This is a genomic window from Roseateles sp. So40a (genome assembly GCF_048081605.1).
Lineage (GTDB): Bacteria > Pseudomonadota > Gammaproteobacteria > Burkholderiales > Burkholderiaceae_C > Roseateles.
In genome coordinates this window covers 5,469,149-5,487,100 of record NZ_CP182288.1, presented here as the reverse complement: position 1 = coordinate 5,487,100, position 17,952 = coordinate 5,469,149, and the positions used below count along the sequence as shown (strand labels likewise).

General features: G+C 68.9%; 17 protein-coding genes and 1 riboswitch. Of the genes, 10 read left to right on the top strand and 7 right to left on the bottom strand.

The features are described from left to right. Window positions 1-79: 79 nt before the first annotated feature. On the top strand, window positions 80-898 hold the full coding sequence (locus ACNI65_RS24990; RefSeq protein WP_416760205.1) for an HDOD domain-containing protein: 819 nt from the start codon (window positions 80-82) through the stop codon (window positions 896-898). A 65-nt stretch (window positions 899-963) separates the two neighbouring features. On the opposite strand, the gene ACNI65_RS24985 is transcribed toward ACNI65_RS24990, so the two are convergent. Then, window positions 964-2,256 carry a diguanylate cyclase domain-containing protein gene (locus tag ACNI65_RS24985; RefSeq protein ID WP_416760204.1) on the bottom strand — a complete coding sequence of 431 codons (1,293 nt, stop codon included), beginning with the start codon at window positions 2,254-2,256 and terminating at the stop codon, window positions 964-966. 152 nt (window positions 2,257-2,408) lie between these two features. On the opposite strand from ACNI65_RS24985, the gene ACNI65_RS24980 reads away from it, so the two are divergent. Continuing rightward, window positions 2,409-3,098, top strand: a complete 690-nt coding sequence (locus ACNI65_RS24980) for a hypothetical protein (protein WP_416760203.1) — start codon at window positions 2,409-2,411, stop codon at window positions 3,096-3,098. Between the two features lie 55 nt (window positions 3,099-3,153). Next, a riboswitch (FMN riboswitch) is annotated at window positions 3,154-3,326 on the top strand. Window positions 3,327-3,430: 104 nt separating this feature from the next. Continuing rightward, entirely contained in the window at window positions 3,431-3,916 is a 486-nt protein-coding gene (locus tag ACNI65_RS24975; protein WP_416760201.1) for a 6,7-dimethyl-8-ribityllumazine synthase, read from the top strand. A gap of 36 nt (window positions 3,917-3,952) precedes the next feature. On the opposite strand, the gene ACNI65_RS24970 is transcribed toward ACNI65_RS24975, so the two are convergent. The 3 genes from ACNI65_RS24970 to ACNI65_RS24960 are packed head-to-tail and all read right to left on the bottom strand — an operon-like array spanning window position 3,953 to window position 7,119. After that, window positions 3,953-4,870, bottom strand: a complete 918-nt coding sequence (locus ACNI65_RS24970) for a pseudouridine synthase (RefSeq protein ID WP_416760200.1) — start codon at window positions 4,868-4,870, stop codon at window positions 3,953-3,955. 15 nt (window positions 4,871-4,885) lie between these two features. Beyond that, on the bottom strand, window positions 4,886-5,836 hold the full coding sequence (locus ACNI65_RS24965) for a hypothetical protein (RefSeq protein ID WP_416760199.1): 951 nt from the start codon (window positions 5,834-5,836) through the stop codon (window positions 4,886-4,888). Then, window positions 5,818-7,119, bottom strand: a complete 1,302-nt coding sequence (locus tag ACNI65_RS24960; RefSeq protein WP_416760198.1) for a UDP-N-acetylglucosamine 1-carboxyvinyltransferase — start codon at window positions 7,117-7,119, stop codon at window positions 5,818-5,820. The genes ACNI65_RS24965 and ACNI65_RS24960 overlap by 19 nt, the downstream gene beginning before the upstream one ends. Before the next feature lie 110 nt (window positions 7,120-7,229). Here ACNI65_RS24960 and ACNI65_RS24955 point away from each other — a divergent pair, with 110 nt between their 5' ends. Continuing rightward, window positions 7,230-8,243: an RDD family protein gene (locus ACNI65_RS24955; protein WP_416760197.1), complete on the top strand. Its 1,014-nt coding sequence runs from the start codon at window positions 7,230-7,232 to the stop codon at window positions 8,241-8,243. 11 nt (window positions 8,244-8,254) lie between these two features. Here ACNI65_RS24955 and ACNI65_RS24950 read toward each other — a convergent pair whose 3' ends face one another. Beyond that, window positions 8,255-9,112 carry a rhodanese-like domain-containing protein gene (locus tag ACNI65_RS24950; protein WP_416760196.1) on the bottom strand — a complete coding sequence of 286 codons (858 nt, stop codon included), beginning with the start codon at window positions 9,110-9,112 and terminating at the stop codon, window positions 8,255-8,257. Between the two features lie 147 nt (window positions 9,113-9,259). Between ACNI65_RS24950 and asd the strand changes: the two genes are divergently transcribed. From asd to ACNI65_RS24930, 4 genes are all read left to right on the top strand, one after another. Continuing rightward, window positions 9,260-10,108 carry an archaetidylserine decarboxylase gene (asd, locus tag ACNI65_RS24945; protein WP_416760195.1) on the top strand — a complete coding sequence of 283 codons (849 nt, stop codon included), beginning with the start codon at window positions 9,260-9,262 and terminating at the stop codon, window positions 10,106-10,108. A gap of 66 nt (window positions 10,109-10,174) precedes the next feature. Next, a complete protein-coding gene (locus ACNI65_RS24940; protein ID WP_416760193.1) occupies window positions 10,175-11,494 on the top strand; it encodes a tryptophan--tRNA ligase in 1,320 nt (439 codons plus the stop codon). A 282-nt stretch (window positions 11,495-11,776) separates the two neighbouring features. After that, window positions 11,777-13,480: an AMP-binding protein gene (locus ACNI65_RS24935; protein WP_416760191.1), complete on the top strand. Its 1,704-nt coding sequence runs from the start codon at window positions 11,777-11,779 to the stop codon at window positions 13,478-13,480. Between the two features lie 34 nt (window positions 13,481-13,514). Beyond that, window positions 13,515-13,919 carry a YkvA family protein gene (locus ACNI65_RS24930; RefSeq protein ID WP_416760189.1) on the top strand — a complete coding sequence of 135 codons (405 nt, stop codon included), beginning with the start codon at window positions 13,515-13,517 and terminating at the stop codon, window positions 13,917-13,919. A 2-nt stretch (window positions 13,920-13,921) separates the two neighbouring features. Here ACNI65_RS24930 and ACNI65_RS24925 read toward each other — a convergent pair whose 3' ends face one another. Both ACNI65_RS24925 and ACNI65_RS24920 read right to left on the bottom strand, forming a co-directional pair. Next, entirely contained in the window at window positions 13,922-14,836 is a 915-nt protein-coding gene (locus tag ACNI65_RS24925; protein ID WP_416760187.1) for a LysR family transcriptional regulator, read from the bottom strand. Between the two features lie 404 nt (window positions 14,837-15,240). Continuing rightward, entirely contained in the window at window positions 15,241-15,564 is a 324-nt protein-coding gene (locus ACNI65_RS24920) for a DUF4148 domain-containing protein (protein WP_416760185.1), read from the bottom strand. 274 nt (window positions 15,565-15,838) lie between these two features. On the opposite strand from ACNI65_RS24920, the gene ACNI65_RS24915 reads away from it, so the two are divergent. Then, entirely contained in the window at window positions 15,839-16,513 is a 675-nt protein-coding gene (locus tag ACNI65_RS24915) for a LysE family translocator (protein WP_416760183.1), read from the top strand. Between the two features lie 79 nt (window positions 16,514-16,592). After that, window positions 16,593-17,933, top strand: a complete 1,341-nt coding sequence (locus ACNI65_RS24910; RefSeq protein ID WP_416760181.1) for an MFS family transporter — start codon at window positions 16,593-16,595, stop codon at window positions 17,931-17,933. Window positions 17,934-17,952 lie beyond the last annotated feature (19 nt).

The following is a 17,952-nucleotide window of genomic DNA, read 5'->3' as shown; positions in this document are numbered from 1 at the left end:
TCACCGCGCGTCCGCCAAAGGCGGGATGCCGGTGCCGGGCCGGCCGGGCTACCATCCGTCCAAACAACCGCACACCACCATGCCCGTCGATCCTCAACTCCGAGCGCTGGACATCGAGATCCCCACCCAGCCCGAAGTGCTGGTCAAACTGTCGCTGCTGATGGCGGACGAGGACATCGATCTGCAGGCCGTCTCGGCGCTGGTGGAGACCGACATGGCGCTGGCCGCCGCCGTGCTCAAGGCGGTGAACTCGTCGCTGTACGGCCTGCGCGGCCGGGTGCAGACGGTGCATCAGGCGCTGACCTACCTGGGCATGCGCGAGGTCGCCGCGATCACCTTCGAGATGGGCCTTCGCGCGGCCTTCCCGCCGGCGGCCGAGCTCGAACCGGTCTGGGCCCGCGCGGCCAAGCGCGGCCTGCTGATGGGCCGCATGGGCCAGATGCTGGGCGTGGACCCCTGGGCCGCCCACTCCGCGGGCCTGTTCGAGGAATGCGGCAAGGCGGTGCTGTATCGCCACGCGCCGGGCCATTACCCGGCGATGCTCAGAGCGGCCGGCAGCGACAGGGAGCTGGTGCAGCTCGAGCACACGGCCTTCGGCGTGAGCCACGACGCGCTGGGTGCCGCGCTGTGCGAGAGCTGGGGGCTCGCGCCCGCGGCCGTGGCCAGCGTGCGTTTCCACGTGCAGGTCCAGCATGAGCTGCTCATGCCCGAGGCGATGCAGCGCCGCGGCGTCGGCGCGATCTCGCTGGTTGCCTGGACGCTGATGAACAAGCCGGAATCGCTGGACGAGACGGTCATGGAGATCGCCCCGCAGGCGCAGCTTGACGAGACGCTGATGCTGCGCGCCGCGCGCCGCGTCGAGGAACAGCTGCAGCAGGCGGAATCGCGCGGCCGCTGATCGCCAATTCTCGATGCGCCCTCGGCGCGCCGACCAGGCGCTCTCGGGACGCTCTCCAGACGCTTTCAGGACGCGATGCAGAGCCGGTCCCGGCCCATGTGCTTGGCGAGGTAGAGCGCCTCGTCGGCGGCCTGGATCAGCGCCTGGGAGCTCAGGTACGGATGCCCGGGCTGCGAGGCCGCCAGCCCGGCGCTGATCGTCACGATCCCTTCGCCCGGCGGCTCGTCCGGCAGCGCGCCGTGCGGCACGGCCATCGCGCGCCAGTCCTCGCGCAGCACCTCCAGCAGACCCTGCGCGGACTCGGCGTCGAAACCTGGGAGCAGCACGACGAACTCCTCGCCGCCCAGCCGCGCGACCACGTCGGTGTCGCGCTGGAAATGCTCCGCGAGCCGCCGCGCCAATCGCCGCAACACCTCGTCGCCGGCCGCACGCCCGTGGCGCTCGTTGAACGGCTTGAGGTGGTCCACATCGATGATCGCCAGCGCGAGCCGGCCCTGATCCCGCTGCGCGCGCTTGAACTCCCGCCGCAAGGCGTCGTCGAACGCGCGCCGGTTGCCGATGCCGGTCAGCGCGTCATGGCGCTCCATCGAGGCCAGTTCGCGCCGCTTGGCCTCCAGCGAGCGTTCCGCTTGCTGGAGCGCGCGATGCTGACGCGCGATCTCCTCCTGGAGCTCGCGGCCGCGCGACTGCTCGCGATGCAATTCATCGCCCAGCGAGGTCCGCACATGATCGATGGCCTGCTCGAGTTGCAGCAACTCGCGCGGGCGCGGCTCGCCGGGGTCATCCCAGCCCAGCGCCGGCAGCCCGGGATCGAAGCGGCTGGCCTGCTCGGACAGGCGATGCAGGCGCCGCAGCAGCCAACGATCCAGCAGCAGCGCGGCAACCAGGCCCAACGCGGTGGCCAGGGCCAGGTGGATCAGCGTCGAGCGCAGCAGCGGATCTCGACGCAGCGTGTCACCGACCGTCGCGGCGGCGGCCTGCAGGCGAAGCTCGCCGGTGTCGGCCAACGAGAACTCGGCGCTCTGCCCGGGCTCGCTGTCGTCATCCGACAGCGCGCGGAACTGCTGGCCGTCATGCGTGCGCAGCTCCACGCGGCGCAGCTGATGACGGGTCAGGATGTGGCGCAACAAGCCATGCAGCGCCTCGGGTTGCTGCAAGCGCTGCTGCAGGCTGTAGGCGAGCGGACCCGCATACATCAGCGGGATGGCGCTGAGCTCGGCATCGGTCTCGGCGGCGCGGCGTTGCGTGGTCTCGCGGAGCTGCCAGCCGCTGGACAGTGCCACCAGCAGCAGTCCAAACGCGAACAGCGCCAGCAGGGGGCGGGTGCCGACCGAGATGCGCAAGGCCTTGTGGGTCATGGGGTGGGATGCCGAGCCTGCGACGAAAGTCGCGATGTACAGCGTCAAGTCACCGTCGGACCATTGTGCCGAGCCGCGCTCGCTGGTTTCCCCGGGGAAACTCCAAGCCGGGGCGGCCCTCAGAATGGCCCCCCACACCTCCGGGGGGAGCCATGACACGCAAGAGACGACACATCGCCGCACCGGCACTGGCCGCGGCGTTGGCGCTCGGCGTGGGGTCTGCCCGCGCCGACCCCGGCTACTACCTGGTGCGCCCGTACAGCGAGGCCGGCCAGACCACGCTGGATCTGCGCTACTGGCATGTGAAGTCGCCGGACGAGCCCGCCACGCTGTGGCCCGAGGCCGGCATCCGGTACGGGGTGAACTCGCGCTGGAGCACCGAGTTGCTGCTGAGCTGGATCGGTCCGACGCTGCATGAGCAGACGCTCAGCTCGATCAACTGGGTCAACCAGTTCCTGCTCACGCAGGGCAAAACGCCCTACGACCTCGGCCTGCACCTGCAGCTGATCCGCAATCGGGGTCAGGGGAACGCCGTCGAGGTGGGCCCCATCTTCCAGACCGAATGGGGCCTGGCCCAGTTCAACCTGAACGTGTTCTTCAGCCACGATGCGGGCTCGCGCCGGCAGAACCAGACCAAGCTGCAGTGGCAGGCGCTGTATCGCTGGCAGCCGGGATGGCGCGCCGGCGTGCAGGGCTTCGCTGAACCGGCCTCCTGGCGCGGCGGGCCCACCGTGAAGGTGGACCTCGGCGCGGGGGCCGAGCTGTCGGTGGCCTACCTCTGGGGGAACACCTACCGCAGCCGGGGGGACATGCTCAGCGCCATCCTCCAATGGGGCTTTTGATCGCCACCTAGAATCCGACCCGCTCGGATGCGCCTTCCCTCGAAGGGGCGACGAGCAGCGTTCTCAGGGCGGGGTGAAAGTCCCCACCGGCGGTATCCGGGGCGCGGTCCACAGACCGATGACCCCGGGAGCCCGCGAGCGCCCGGCACCGCCCTTGTGGTGCCGGGGTCAGCAGACCTGGTGAGAGGCCAGGGCCGACGGTCACAGTCCGGATGAAAGAGATCGCGTCCATCGTCGGCCCGCGGGCCGGCGCAAGCGTTCGCGCCTGCGCCGGAGGTGGGCCGCGTTGTGCGTGCGCGCCCTGATTCATCGTTCCACCTGAAATGGTTCACATGAATCAGACCCCCCACTCCTCTCCCTACTCCGCCGCCGTTCCGCGCGTGGCCATCGTGTCCGCGAGCTGGCATACCGATCTCGTGGGCCGTTGTCGAGAGTCCGCGATCCGCGGGCTCGAAGCCGGCGGTCCCGTGCGCGTCGAGACCTTCGAGGTCCCCGGCGCGTTCGAGATCCCGCTGCATGCGATGAAGCTCGCGCGCAGCGGACAGTTCGACGCGGTGCTCGCGTGCGCGCTGGTCGTGGACGGCGGCATCTACCGCCACGACTTCGTCGCCCATGCGGTCATCGACGGGCTGATGCGCGTGCAGCTCGACACCGGCGTGCCGGTGTTCTCGGCGGTGCTGACGCCGCAAGCGTTCCATGAGCACGCGACGCACCACGCGTTCTTCCACGAACACCTCGTGGCCAAGGGCACGGAGCTCGCCAGCGCGTGCCGCGCGACGCTGACGGCGCTGCGCAAGCTCGATGCGCTGACGGCTTGATCTCGCGTCACCCTCTCCCGCTTCGCAGGCGAGGGGCTATCGGGCCAACTGGAGCGAGGTCACGAACCTCCGCGGCTGACCGGTCACCGGGTCCATGAACGCGATCTTTCGAGCGAGCAGTTGGAGCGGGCGGGTGAAGTCCACCTGCTCCTCCACTGGCTGCAACACAGGATAGATCCGGTCGCCCTCGATGGGCAGGCCCAGCGCGCACAGCTGCGCGCGCAGCTGATGCTTCACGCCGCTGTGCGGCCGCAATTCATACCGCGCGCGATCGGCGTCGAGTCGCTCGATCAACGCGATGCGCGTGCGCGCGTTCGGCTCGCCCGCCACCGTGCGCATCTGCATGAAGTCCACCGGGTGTTCCTCGAGCCGGCTCTCGTACTCGAAGGGCAGCCGCGCGCCCACGTCCTCGCGCCACGGCGCGATGGCCTCGTAGACCTTCTCCACATCGCGCTCGCGGAACAGGCGCTGGTACGCGTCACGCGTGGCCGGCTGCACGGCAAACATCGTCAGCCCCGCCGTCTCGCGATCCAGACGATGCACCGGCGTGAGGTCCGCCAGCCCCGTCTCGCGCCGCAGCCGCGTCAACAGGGTCTGCTGGACATACCGGCCCTTGGGCGTCACCGGCAGGAAGTGCGGCTTGTCCGCGACGAGCAGGTGCTCGTCCAGATGCACGATGCGCGCGTCGAAGGGCACGACCGGCTCGTCGGCCAGCCAGCGCCAGTAGTACAGGCGGCGCTGCGCCCGATAGGGCGCGTCCGGATCGAGCGCAAGCCCGTCGTCATCGAGGACATCGCCCCGCGCCATGCGCTCGGCCCAGTCCTCACGCGCGACCAGCGGCAGCCGTTCAGCGAGGAAGTCCAGCACCCGCGCCCACGGTCCGGGCGGACAGGCGAGCGCGCTGGCGGCGACACCGTCGCGCAGCGGCAGGGCGAGCTTGGGCGGACGGGCCATCGGAACTCCAGCCGATCACTCGATCTGCGCCGGACCTTTCGCGCGTTCGTCGAGGAAGCGGTTCAGCTGACGCTGATCATCGGCGTCGATCGGCGAGCCATTGCGCCACGCGCGGATCCACGCGTCGCGCTGCGGATCGGCCGCGAGCTGCCGCACCGCCTGGTCGAGCGCCTCGATCGCGCGGCGGCCCTCGGGCGTGCGGCTGCAGCCGGCTGTCGCCACCAGCGTGCTGCGGCCCTCGGCCAGCGGCAGCTTGACGAGTTCAGGCCCGCCGGGGTGATTGGCGGTGTACTCGTCAGCGGCGGTCGGGTACTCGAGCGTGTAATCCATGCGCCGCGCGCGCAGCATCGGCAGCAGGTTGGCGCCGCGGCCCGCGACGATGGAGCGCGGCGCGCGATCCGGCGATGCGGCCAGCAGACGGTCGATGCGCGGCCCGAAGCTGCGATCGCGCGGCAGCAGCCCGGTGAGATCGGTGCGGCGCATCAGGTCCGCGAGCTGCAGCGGCTGGCCGTTGGACTCGAACTTCGCCAGGTCCTCGCGGCGCACGATCACATGGATCTGCCGCGACAGCATCGGCGGGAACAGCGTCGTGAAGTACAGCCATTGCAGCCGTTCGAGCGTGCGCACGTGCAGCACGGAGCAGATCGTCTCGCCCTGGCGCACCTGCGCCTCGAAGCGCGGCAGACTCAGCTCGATGAACTCGTGCCGGTACTGCGGCATGCGCTCCAGGACGAGGCGCAGGAAGCCGTCGACCTCGCCCTGGCCCAGATCCTCCGCGCGTTGCGGTGGCTTGCCGTCGCGATAGCTGAAGTGCGGCGGCATGTCCTGCACCAGCCAGTGCAGGACGGGCTGCACCGACTGCGGCTGCGGCTGCGCCACGACCGAGCCGGCAAGGCTGGCCAAGGCGGCCGAACCCGCCGCCAGCAGCCACGCGGCCAGGCCGTGGGTCAGTCGCCCTCGACCCATTCCACCTTGGCGCCGAGGCGGGTGATGTTCTCGGCGAATTGCGGATGGGCGCGGCGGACAGGAGTCGCGTTGCGGATGATCGACTTGCCGGGAATACTGGCCGCCACCATCAGCAGCGCGATGGCCACGCGGATGATGTACGGGCTCTCCACTTCCGCCGGGCTCAGCGTCTTGCCGCCGAAGGTCACCATGCGGTGCGGGTCCGACAGGAAGGCATGGGCGCCGAACTTGGACAGCTCGGTGGTCCAGCCCATCGCGCCGTCGTAGACCTTGTTCCAGAACATCACGCTGCCTTCGGCCTTCACGCCGAGCGCGACGAAGATCGGCAGCAGGTCCACCGGCAGATAAGGCCAGGGCGCCGCCTCGACCTTCTGCAGGATGTTGCGGGTGAAGGGCTCCTTGACCTTGAGCTTGCCCTCGACGACCGAGCGCGACCAGCCATCCTCGTGAATGATCTGGACGCCGAACTTGGCGAAGGTGCGGTCGATCAGCGGGAACTGCTCGGGCTGGGAATTCTTGACCCGCACGTCGCCGCCGGTGATCGCGCCCAGCGCGAGGAAGGTGACGATCTCGTGGAAGTCCTCGGCGAAGGTGAACTCGCCGCCGCCCAGTTCCTTCACGCCGTGGATGGTCAGGCGCGAGGTGCCCAGGCCTTCCAGCTTGGCGCCCAGCAGCTGCATGAACTGGCAGAACTCCTGCACGTGCGGCTCGCTGGCGGCATTCATCAGCGTGGACGTGCCGTGCGCCAGCGCGGCGCAGAGCACGAAGTTCTCGGTCGTGGTGACCGAGGCATAGTCGGTCCAGTGGTCATTGGCCTTGAGCTGGCCGTCGACCTGCACCAGCAGGCCGTCGCTGGCGCGCTCGACCTGGGCGCCGAAACGCTGGAAGACCTCGACGTGCGGATCGATCTCGCGCGCGCCCAGCGTGCAGCCCTTGACGTCGTCCTCGATGCGCGCGGCGCCGAAGCGCGCCATCAGTCCGGGCACCAGCATGATCGAGGAGCGCATCTCCTCGGGCAGGTGGTCCTTGGCCGGATCGAAGTGGGTGTCCTTGTGATGCAGGTCCAGCACACCGGTCTTGAAGTCCACGGTCACGCTGCTGCCGAGGTTGCGGAAGACCTCCAGGATCTTCTTGACGTCGGTGATCTCGGGCACGCCGTGCAGCCGCACGGGCTCTCGCGTCAGCAGCGTCGCGCACAGGATGGGCAGGACGGCGTTCTTGTTGGCCGAGGGGACGATGCGGCCCTTCAGGGGCGAGCCGCCGTGGACGATGAGATTGGACATGGGCTTGCGCGAAGCGCGCCAGTGGGATTCGATGGACGAGCGCGAATTATCAATGTTCCTAGGGAAGACATGGGCGCCAGCGCGGTTACGGCTCGCGACAATCCCGGCCCATGTCCCTGCCCGTCGATCCGTCGCCCACGCCAGCCCCGGTGCGCCCGTCCACGCCTGCCAATGAGGCGCCGCAGGACCCGCGCGACTGGATCACCCCCGAGGACCTCAACGTCGCGCCCGCGCTGCTGGGCCTGCCGCTGGCCTCGCCCTGGCAGCGCGCCAAGGCCATGGGCGTGGACATCGCGCTGGTGACGATGCTCTCGAATTTCGGCAACACGGCGCTGCTGGGCGGCTTCATCTGGGTCGCGCTGAAGTGGCACAAGCAGCAGCGCGCCTCGCGCGGCGAGGTCGTCCGGGAACAGGGCTGGCTGGGCTGGGCACCGGCCTTGTGCCTGGTGGCGTTCGGGCTCTACGGCAGCACGATGTCGCACCTGGAGGACTCGCCCAAGCGCTCGCGCAAGGCCGTGGCGAGCGCGGCGTCCGAGGCGCAGCGCGACGCCTCGCCCGATGAATCGTCCGAGTCGACCGATGCCGCCGAGGACATCCGCACGCTGGTGAAGACGGCGGTGGCGACGGCCGCCTCCGCGGCCTCGGCCGGCGGCTCCAACGGGATCGAGCACGCGGTCGAGCAGCTCGAGAAGGACCAGGCGCTGCAGCGTCAGGCCGACAAGATCCGCATCAAGTCGCTGGAGGCGCAGGTGCGCCAGCTCAAGGACGAAGCCAGGCAGACGCCACTGGAGAAGCTCAAGCACTGGTGGGAGCTGGTGGGCCTGAACCTCGCCTGGGCCTTCACGTATTTCGTGGCCTTCCCGCTGATCTGGCCGGGCCAGACCCCGGGCAAGAAGCTGATGGGACTGCGCATCGTCGAGCTGACCGGCAAGCCGCTCAAGCCGATGTTGTGCGTGCGCCGCTACGGTGGCTACGCGGCCGGCGCGACCACGGGCGGCATGGGTTTCCTGCAGATCCTGTGGGACGCCAACCGCCAGGGCCTGCACGACAAGGCCGCGCACACCGCCGTCATCGACACGCGCAATCCGCGCCGGCTGCGCCTGACCGAGGATCTGACCGGCTGAGCCCGCAGGGTTCAGCCCTTCGGATCGAGGCGCTTGGCTCGAGCCAGGCGCCAGGCCTCGGCCGGATCGTCGCCATAGACGTCCTCGGCGGTCGTCGAGGTCTCCTGGCGATGCGTGTCGATCGCGATGCGCTTGTCGAAGACGAAGCACTCGCCGCGCCAATCGGCGTCGGCATCGGGCATCTGCTCGAAGTAGTTGAGGATGCCGCCGTCGAGCTGCCGCACGGTCAGCCCGCGATCGCTCATCCAGCCCGAGAGCTTCTCGCAGCGGATGCCGCCGGTGCAGTACATCGCCACGGTCTTGCCCTCGCGCCGCCAGGCCTCGGCGTGGGCATCGATGTAGGCGGGGAAGTCGCGGAAATGGCGCACGCCGGGATCGACCGCGCCCTCGAAATGGCCGAGCTCGAATTCGAAGTGGTTGCGGTTGTCCAGCACCACGACGTCCTCGCGCCGGATCAGCTCGCGCCACTCGCGCGGCGACACATGGGTGTCGCGCGTGTCGGCCAGGCCGGTGACGCCGTCCAGCCCGAAGGCGACCAGCTCGGGCTTCTCATGCACCTTCAGCAGCGTGAACGGGCGCGTCGCGCAGAAGCTGCGCTTGAAATGGAGATCGGCGAAGGGCAGCTCGGCGCGCAGCGCGGCCTCGAAGGCGTCCAGCGCGGCGAGCGGCCCACCCAGCGCCCCGGTGATCCCTTCCGGCGCCAGCAGCACGTTGCCGCCCACGGCGTGACCCAGCGCGACGTTGAGCTCGCGCAGCCGCTGGGCGAGCGCGGGCGTCTCGTCCAGGCGGACGAACTTGTAGAAGGAGCTGTGCTGATGTTCAGCAGGCTCAGGGCGCAAGGGGGACTCGGGGGGCTCGGGGGCAGCCATGAGAGGGATCGCCAGGGGCAGAACGGAGAGGAAAGCGCGATGGTACCGAGGTCCCTCGGCAGCCCGGGAGCAACCCGGGTGCGGGACTCGTACTTGCCCGCCTAGAATCCGCCACCCTTTTTCCCGCCCTTTCGGGGGCCCACCACCGTGTCCGATCGCCTTGCCGTCCTGCCCCAGTACCTGATGCCCAAGCTGGCCATGACCCGGCTGGCGGGCCGTCTGGCGGGCTCGGAACTCGGCGGATTCACGACCTGGACGATCAAGCGCTTCATCGACCGCTACGGCGTGAACATGGCCGAGGCGGCCGAGTCGGATCCCGCCGCCTACGCGACCTTCAACGAGTTCTTCACCCGCGCGCTCAAGCCCGGCGCCCGCCCGATCGCCGACGCGCCGCTGATCTGCCCGGTCGACGGCGCGATCAGCCAGTTCGGCCCGATTCGCGCGGACCAGATCTTCCAGGCCAAGGGCCACCAGTACTCGACCGCCGCGCTGGTGGGCGGCGACCAGCAGCTGGCCGCGCAGTTCCGCGACGGCCACTTCGCGACGATCTACCTGAGCCCGCGCGACTACCACCGCATCCACATGCCCTGCGCCGGCCGGCTGCTGCGCATGATCCATGTGCCGGGCGAGCTGTTCTCGGTGAACCCGACCACCGCGCGCGGCGTGCCGGGCCTGTTCGCGCGCAACGAGCGCGTGGTCTGCGTCTTCGAGGGCGAGCACGGCCCCTGGGTGCTGGTGCTGGTGGGCGCGACGATCGTGGGCTCGATGGCCACGGTCTGGCACGGCGTGGTGAACCCGCCGCGCCCAGGCCGTCCGCGCACCTGGCATTACGACAAGGAACACTTCAGCTACGCCAAGGGCGACGAGATGGGCCGCTTCCTGCTCGGCTCGACCGTGGTGCTGCTGTTCCCCAAGGATCTGCCGATGACGTTCAACCCGGCCTGGCTGCCCGCCGGCCCGGTGCGCCTGGGCGAGCCGATGGCCTCGCCGGGCTGACGCCCCCCGGCTTTGCGGGACAATCGCCGTTTTGCGAAACGACGGCGATCAGCGCCCGACCAGCCCATGACCTTGCGCGTCCTGACCGGCATCACGACGACCGGCACCCTGCACCTCGGCAACTACGTCGGCGCCGTGCGCCGTGCCATCGCGGCCAGCCGCGAGCCCGGTGCCGAGAGCTTCTTCTTCATGGCCGACTACCACGCGCTGATCAAGTGCGACGAGCCGGCCCGCATCGAAGCCTCCCGCCTGCAGATCGCCGCGACCTGGCTGGCCGCCGGCCTGGACACGAGCCGGGTCGTCTTCTACCGCCAGAGCGACATTCCCGAGATCCCCGAGCTGACCTGGCTGCTGACCTGCGTCACCTCCAAGGGCCAGATGAACCGCGCCCATGCCTACAAGGCGTCGGTGGACGCGAACCTGGCCGCGGGCGAGGACCCGGATGCCGGCATCACGATGGGTCTGTACAGCTACCCCATCCTGATGGCCGCGGACATCCTGATGTTCAACGCCCATCGCGTGCCGGTGGGCAAGGACCAGGTCCAGCACATCGAGATGGCGCGCGACGTCGGCCAGCGCTTCAACCACATGTTCGGCAACGGCCAGGACTTCTTCGTGCTGCCCGAGGCCAGCATCGACGAGGAGATGGAACTGCTGCCCGGCCTGGACGGTCGCAAGATGTCCAAGAGCTACGACAACGTGATCCCGCTGTTCGAGGGCGGTGAGAAGGCGCTGCGTGACGCGATCTCCAAGATCGTCACCGACTCGCGCCTGCCCGGTGAGCCCAAGACGACCGAGGGCTCGCACCTCGTGCAGATCTACGACGCCTTCGCCACGCCCGCGCAGCGTCAGGCCTTCCGCGACGCGCTGCATGGGGGGCTCGCCTGGGGCGAGGCCAAGGACCAGCTCTTCACGCTGATCAACGCCGAGATCGGCCCGATGCGCGCGAAGTACGAGGCGCTGATGGCCAACCCGGAGAAGATCGAGGAGATCCTCACCGAAGGCGCCGCCAAGGCACGCGCCATCGCCGCCCCGCTGCTCGCCCGCGCCCGCGAGGCCGTCGGCCTGCGCCGCTTCAAGCCGCTCGCCGCGCCCGTCGCGACCGCGGTGAAGACCAAGTCCGCCGCGCCCGCGTTCAAGCAGTACCGCGAGTCCGACGGACTCTTCTACTTCAAGCTGCTCGCCGCCGACGGCACCCTGCTGCTCCAGAGCACCGGCCTGCCCCAGGGCAAGGAAGCCGGCCAGTGGGTCTCGCGCCTCAAGCGCGAAGGCGCCGCGGCGCTGAGCGAAGCGCCCGTCACGCGTGAGGCCGCCGACGCCGTGCTGCTGCCCGCGCTCGACGCGCTCGTCACCGCCGAGCTCGAAGCCGCCGCGGCCAAGGGCTGACGCCCCCTGCCTCGAGCCCGTCAGCGCAAGCGGCCGCGCGCCTGAGCCCACGCTCCTCACGCTCGCTCAAGGGCTCAGGCGCGCAACCGCTCGCGCTGACCCTCCGTTCGGGACACTTTGCGCCTGCCGGACGCTTCGGCGTTTCCAACGGAAACGCTGGAGTAGGGTGCCAAGTCGATCACGATCATCGAAGAAACCCGCTCGTTCGCCGACGTCAGGCGGCGTAGTCTCCACAGCTGATTCCGTCCAGTTTCAGCACACCAACAACAAGGAGACCCCCCGATGTCCACGACCCGCCTGCCGGCCGATTCCCTCGCGCTCCAACGCCTCTACGCCTGGGAGCTCGACACGCCGAACCGGGTCACGCTGCGCCAACCGATGGGCGGCGGTGTGCTCAAGGACTTCACCTGGCAGGAAGTCGCCGATCAGGCCCGGCGCATGGCGGCCCACCTGAAGACCCTCGGCCTCGAACAAGGCTGGGAACCCGGCGCCCGCGTCGCGATCCTCTCCAAGAACTGCGCCTGGTGGCTCATGAGCGACCTCGCCATCTGGATGGCCGGCTACGTCAGCGTGCCGCTCTACCCGACGCTCGCGCCCGACACCATCCACCAGATCCTCTCCCACAGCGAATCCAAGCTGCTGTTCGTCGGCAAGCTCGACGGCTGGGAAGGCATGCGCCCCGGCGTCCCGCTGGGCCTGCCCTGCATCTCCTATCCGGTCTCGCCCGAGGAAGCCCAGGACGCCTACGACCACTGGGACGCGATCTGCGCCGAGACCCAGCCCCTCAAGGGCCGCCCCACCCGCGCCGCCGACGAGCTCGCCACCATCATCTACACCTCCGGCACGACCGGCACGCCCAAGGGCGTGATGCACTCGTTCGGCAACTTCGCCTGGGCGATCAACGCCGGCCTCAAGCGCATCCCGCTGACGGAATCCGACCGCATGCTGTCCTACCTGCCGCTGGCGCACGTCGTGGAACGCGCGCTGGTCGAGCACGGCTGGCTGCACACCGGCATGACCGTCTACTTCGCCGAGAGCCTGGACACCTTCGCCGCCGACCTGCAACGCGCGCGTCCCACCGTGTTCTTCTCGGTCCCGCGCCTGTGGACCAAGTTCCAGCAAGGCGTCCAGGCCAAGCTGCCGCAGCGCAAGCTCGATCGGCTGCTCGGGCTGCCCTTCATCGGCAACCTGGTCCGCAAGAAGATCCTCAAGGCGCTGGGCCTGAACGAATGCAAGTTCGCCGCCGGCGGCGCCGCGCCGATGCCGGTGGCGCTGCTCAAGTGGTACCGCACGCTGGGCCTGCCGATCAACGAGGGCTACGGCATGACCGAGAACCTGGCGCTGTCGCACATCACCGTGCCGGGCCAGAACCAGATCGGCAGCGTGGGCCCGGCCTACGACGGCGTGCAGGTGCGGCTGGACCCGATCACCGGCGAGCTGCAGATGAAGAGCCAGGCGCTGATGCTGGGCTACTACAAGCAGCCCGAGCTGACCGCCGAGACGCTCACCGCCGACGGCTGGCTGCACACCGGCGACAAGGCCGAGATCAGCGACAAGGGCTCGCTCGCGGGCTGCGTGCGCATCACCGGCCGGGTCAAGGACCTCTTCAAGACGAGCAAGGGCAAGTACGTGTCGCCCGCGCCGATCGAGGACCGCCTGGGCACGAACCCCGCCATCGAAGCCTGCGCCGTGACCGGCGCCAACCTGGCGCAACCGGTGGGCATCGCGATGCTGTCGCCTGAGGCCACCGCGCGCGATCGCGCCGCGCTGGAGGTCGAGCTCGCCGCCCATCTGGACAAGGTCAACGCGCGGCTGGATCCGCATGAACAGCTGGAATGCCTGATCGTCACGGCCACGCCCTGGACGGTGGACAACGGCCTGATCACGCCGACCTTCAAGGTGCGCCGCAACCGCGTCGACGAGATCTACGCCCCACGTCTGGAAAACTGGATCGCGCAGCGCCGGAAAGTCATCTGGGCTGATTGAGGCAGACCCCCGGCGCGGGGCGCATGATGCGCGGATGAAACGCGGATCCCTCAAGCGCTGGGCCGCCCTGCTCAAGGGCGAACTGCTGACCGTCTTCTACGCGGCACGCGATCCGGAGGCGCCCTGGCTGGCGCGCTTCGTCGCGATCGCGGTCGCCGCCTACGCGCTCAGCCCGATCGACCTGATCCCGGACTTCATCCCGGTCCTGGGCCTGCTGGACGACCTCATCCTCGTGCCGCTGGGGTTCTGGCTGGTGCTCCGGCTGATGCCGCCCGCGGTGATCGCGCGCGCGCGGCTGCGCGCTGCCGAGCAGCGCGGCCGGCTGCCGCGCAACCTCAAGGTCGCCGGCGCGATCGTCGTGTTGTGGGTGCTGCTGATGGTGCTGCTGGTCGTGTGGCTGGTCGGACGCGGCAGCGCGACTGCGGTCGGCAGCGTCTGAGCTTAATCCGGGCCCAGGCCCTTCTTCGCCAGCGTCTCAGCCACCCACTCGATGAACACGCGCATGCGCGCCGACACGTACCGATTCGGCGAATAGACGAGGTAGACCGGCACCGCGTTGTGATGCCAGCCGGGGAACAGCGGGATGAGCTCGCCGCGTTCGAGCTCGTTCTGCACCGCGTACTTGGCCAGTTGCACCACGCCCAATCCCGCCAATCCAGCCGCGACGTAGGCATTGCTGTCGTTCACGTCGAGTCGCCGGCGGCCCTCGATCTCGACGCGTTCGTCGCCGCGATGGAAGACGAACGGGAACACGCGCCCGGTGCGCGACGAGAAGTAGCCCACCGCCTGATGCGGCTCGCGATCGAGGTCCTCGGGCGTTTCGGGCGTGCCGTGTTTCTCGAGATACGAGGGCGCCGCGCAGGTGCAGAACTGGATCTGCCCGACGCGCCGCGCCACCAGCCCGGCGTCCTGCACCGCGCCCACGCGCAGCACGAAGTCGACGTTGTCCACGAGCAGGTCGATCGCGCGGTCGCTCACGCCCAGCGCGATCTGGATGTCGGGATAGCGCTCATGGAAGTCGGCCAGCGCCGGGATCAGCACCCGCGAGCCGGTCAGCGTCGTGACGTCCACGCGCAGGCGCCCGCGCGGCTTGCTCTGGTCGTGGAGCATGCCCTGGTCGATGGCCTCGAGCTCGCTGAGCAGCGCCATCGTGCGCTCGTAATACGCGGCGCCGTCCTGCGTGACGGTCACCTTGCGCGTGGTCCGCGTCAGCAGTTGCACGCGCAGCCGCGCCTCCAGCGCCTGCACCAGACGCGTCAGGCTGGCCTTGGGCAGGTCCATCGAGTCGGCCGCCTTGGTGAAGCTGCCGGTTTCCACCACCCGGGCGAACGCCCGCATTTGCACGATCCGGTCCATCCGATGTCCTCGATCTCGCGGCCCGGGGAATGGAACTGCTGACAGGCCGCCGGGCGATTCTCTTTGAATCCGCACGGTCGTGCGCGCTGCATCCCGAATTCGCCGCCAATGACCCATCCCGGGAGGGATTGGGCGAATATCGGCAGAGTATTTCCTCTCCCGTTCGGGGTATGTGAATGGATTTGTCCGCGGATCCGGATCGCGATTTCCTCCTGGGAAAAAGAAAACCCCTCGGCGAGTCGTGGCTCATCCGAGGGGGTATAGGCGGTCGTCGGCGGTCAGGAGGAGGAGTGCGGAGGACCCGCCGGCGACCAGGGCTTTCGCCCTTGACCTCAAAAATACGCTCTCAACTATTGTTCGAGTTCTTGCTCTCTCAGGGGGATTCAGGCGTCTCTTGCAGGATCTCAGCGGCCGGCGACGGCGGTGGCCGGGGCGCTGCCGCCGAACTTCTTGACCAGGGTCGCGTAGTACGGGGAGGTGCGCAGCTCGGCGTACTTGGCCTTGGCGACGTCACGGCGGGCGTTGTCGTAGCCGTAGGTTTCCGACTGCTCGACGGCGGCCAGACCCGATTCACGGTAGATCTGCAGGTCGGCCAGCACTTCGGCGCGGCTGACTTGGCTCGGGGTGTTCACCGGCTGGGTGTGGGGGTTGTCCTCGGCCATCGCGGAGCCGGCCACCAGGGCGGCGGAAGCGAACAGGACGGAAGCAACGATGTTCTTGGCATTCATGATGGGTTCCTTTCAGATTCGGTCCCAGGGCATTCTGCGAAGGGGCACGGGTTGACTCGAAGTGAGTATTCGGCCCGTCGATCCGTATTTCTGGAGGGGGTTTCCGGAAGCGGTTTCGATGTGTCGATGGGCTGAACTATGAGCGATAAGGGTTGACCCTTAAACCCATCCCGTTGCAACAGACCGTTGAAAAGATCGGAACAATCGCCGCGCGCGCTGCGCCGCAGGCGCGGGCGGGACAGGCATGATGGCGACCTTTCCGGAGACGCCTTCCATGCTCGGCACCCACGACCTCGGCCTGTTCATCGCCTCTGGCCTGCTGCTCAACATGACCCCCGGCCCCGATTCGCTGCTGATCATGGCCCGCAGCGCGACGCAGGGCTTCCGCGCCGGGTCGGCCGCCGCACTCGGGATCGGCGCCGGCACCTGCGTCCACGTGCTGGCCGCGGCGCTCGGGCTGTCGGCGTTGTTGTCGGCCTCGGCCGCTGCGTTCACCGTGGTGAAGCTGCTGGGCGCGGCCTACCTTGTCTACCTCGGCATCGGCCTGCTGTTCAAGCGTCGCGCCGCGAAGACCACCCAAGAGAGCGACGCTTCCCCCGAAGGTCTGCCCCCCTCGGCCCCGCCGGCGATGCCCTTGCGCAAGATCTTCGCGCAGGGCTTCCTGACCAACGTGCTCAACCCGAAGGTGGGGCTGTTCTTCCTGGCCTTCGTGCCGCAGTTCATCGCGGCGGACGCGCCCAGCAAGGCCGCGGCCTTCCTGTTCCTCGGTGCGGTGTTCAACGTGAATGGCATGCTGTGGTGCCATCTGCTGGCGTGGTCCAGCGCGGTGGCGGGAGCTCGCGCGCGCGGCCGCGGCTGGGCGCGCACGGTGGGCGGATGGCTGAATCGCGGCATCGGCGCGCTGTTCCTGGCCTTCGGCGTGCGATTGGCAATGGCCGAGATGGGCTAGCCCACGCGACGTGCGCGTGGCGTTCGGTTTGTCCGAACCGCGTCTGCGGGTTTTCCATCGCGGGAGTAGTCTGTCGGGCATGACTGCCAAGACTCCTCCCCTGTCCGCCGCGACGCCGGCGTCCGGCACGCCCGGGCACTACACCGCGCACGAGAAGCGCGATCGCATCCTGGCCATCGTCGGCGCCTCGTCCGGCAACCTGGTCGAGTGGTTCGACTTCTACGTCTACGCGTTCACGGCGATCTACTTCGCGCACGCGTTCTTCCCGAAGGGCGACCCGACGGTCCAGCTACTGAACACCGCCGGGGTGTTCGCGGCGGGCTTCCTGATGCGCCCGATCGGGGGATGGCTGTTCGGCCGCATCGCCGATCGCAAGGGCCGCAAGACGGCCATGATGATCTCGGTGCTGATGATGTGCGGCGGTTCCTTGACCATCGCCTGCATGCCGACCTACGAGACGATCGGCGTGATGGCGCCGACACTGCTGCTGCTGGCGCGTCTGTTCCAGGGGCTGTCGGTGGGCGGCGAGTACGGCACCAGCGCGACCTACATGAGCGAGGTCGCGCTGCGCGGACAACGCGGCTTCTACGCGTCGTTCCAGTACGTGACGCTGATCGGCGGGCAGTTGCTGGCGGTGCTGGTGGTGGCGGTGCTGGAGCAGACGCTGACCGACGCGCAGATGCATGCGTGGGGGTGGCGCATTCCGTTCGTGGCCGGCGCGGCGACGGCGGTGATCGCGTTCTACCTGCGCCGCTCGCTGGCGGAGACGGCCAAGGCCGAGCAGCTGGACGCCAAGGAATCGGGCTCGATGCGGGAGCTGTTCCGCAAGCACACGCGCGCGTTCCTGATCGTGCTGGGCTTCACGGCGGGCGGCTCGCTGGCGTTCTACACCTACACGACCTACATGCAGAAGTACCTGGTGCTGAGCGTGGGCATGGACAAGAAGGTGGCGAGCACGGTGATGACGGCGGCGCTGTTCGTCTACATGTGCATGCAGCCGCTGTTCGGCGCGTTGTCGGACCGGATCGGGCGCAAGACCTCGATGCTGTGGTTCGGCATCCTGGGGACGCTGTGCACGTGGCCGATCCTGTCGGCGCTCAAGAGCGTGCAGAGCCCGTACGCGGCGTTCGGGCTGATCATCGTGGCGATGGCGATCGTGTCGCTGTACACGTCGATCGGCGGGCTGATCAAGGCGGAGATGTTCCCGCCGGAGATCCGCGCGCTGGGCGTGGGGCTGTCGTATGCGATCGGCAATGCGATCTTCGGCGGTTCGGCGGAGTACGTGGCGCTGAGCCTGAAGACCTCGGGGTTCGAGAGCGCGTTCTACGTGTACGTCTCGGTGATGTGCTTCTTCGCGTTCCTCGTCTGCTTCCTCATCCCCGACCTGCGCAAGCACGGGCATCTGAACGAGGTGCATTGAGAGGATGGAAGCCGCCGCT

What these genes read in the sequence shown, in the direction of transcription:
- ACNI65_RS24920 (WP_416760185.1), bottom strand. Translation starts at nt 15,564, where the DNA reads ATGAATGCCAAGAACATCGTTGCTTCCGTCCTGTTCGCTTCCGCCGCC.
- ACNI65_RS24955 (WP_416760197.1), top strand. Translation starts at nt 7,230, where the DNA reads ATGTCCCTGCCCGTCGATCCGTCGCCCACGCCAGCCCCGGTGCGCCCG.
- ACNI65_RS24940 (WP_416760193.1), top strand. Translation starts at nt 10,175, where the DNA reads ATGACCTTGCGCGTCCTGACCGGCATCACGACGACCGGCACCCTGCAC.
- ACNI65_RS24965 (WP_416760199.1), bottom strand. Translation starts at nt 5,836, where the DNA reads ATGGGTCGAGGGCGACTGACCCACGGCCTGGCCGCGTGGCTGCTGGCG.
- ACNI65_RS24935 (WP_416760191.1), top strand. Translation starts at nt 11,777, where the DNA reads ATGTCCACGACCCGCCTGCCGGCCGATTCCCTCGCGCTCCAACGCCTC.
- ACNI65_RS24950 (WP_416760196.1), bottom strand. Translation starts at nt 9,112, where the DNA reads ATGGCTGCCCCCGAGCCCCCCGAGTCCCCCTTGCGCCCTGAGCCTGCT.
- ACNI65_RS24980 (WP_416760203.1), top strand. Translation starts at nt 2,409, where the DNA reads ATGACACGCAAGAGACGACACATCGCCGCACCGGCACTGGCCGCGGCG.
- ACNI65_RS24925 (WP_416760187.1), bottom strand. Translation starts at nt 14,836, where the DNA reads ATGGACCGGATCGTGCAAATGCGGGCGTTCGCCCGGGTGGTGGAAACC.
- ACNI65_RS24930 (WP_416760189.1), top strand. Translation starts at nt 13,515, where the DNA reads ATGAAACGCGGATCCCTCAAGCGCTGGGCCGCCCTGCTCAAGGGCGAA.
- ACNI65_RS24915 (WP_416760183.1), top strand. Translation starts at nt 15,839, where the DNA reads ATGCTCGGCACCCACGACCTCGGCCTGTTCATCGCCTCTGGCCTGCTG.
- ACNI65_RS24990 (WP_416760205.1), top strand. Translation starts at nt 80, where the DNA reads ATGCCCGTCGATCCTCAACTCCGAGCGCTGGACATCGAGATCCCCACC.
- ACNI65_RS24975 (WP_416760201.1), top strand. Translation starts at nt 3,431, where the DNA reads ATGAATCAGACCCCCCACTCCTCTCCCTACTCCGCCGCCGTTCCGCGC.
- ACNI65_RS24910 (WP_416760181.1), top strand. Translation starts at nt 16,593, where the DNA reads ATGACTGCCAAGACTCCTCCCCTGTCCGCCGCGACGCCGGCGTCCGGC.
- ACNI65_RS24985 (WP_416760204.1), bottom strand. Translation starts at nt 2,256, where the DNA reads ATGACCCACAAGGCCTTGCGCATCTCGGTCGGCACCCGCCCCCTGCTG.
- ACNI65_RS24970 (WP_416760200.1), bottom strand. Translation starts at nt 4,870, where the DNA reads ATGGCCCGTCCGCCCAAGCTCGCCCTGCCGCTGCGCGACGGTGTCGCC.
- ACNI65_RS24960 (WP_416760198.1), bottom strand. Translation starts at nt 7,119, where the DNA reads ATGTCCAATCTCATCGTCCACGGCGGCTCGCCCCTGAAGGGCCGCATC.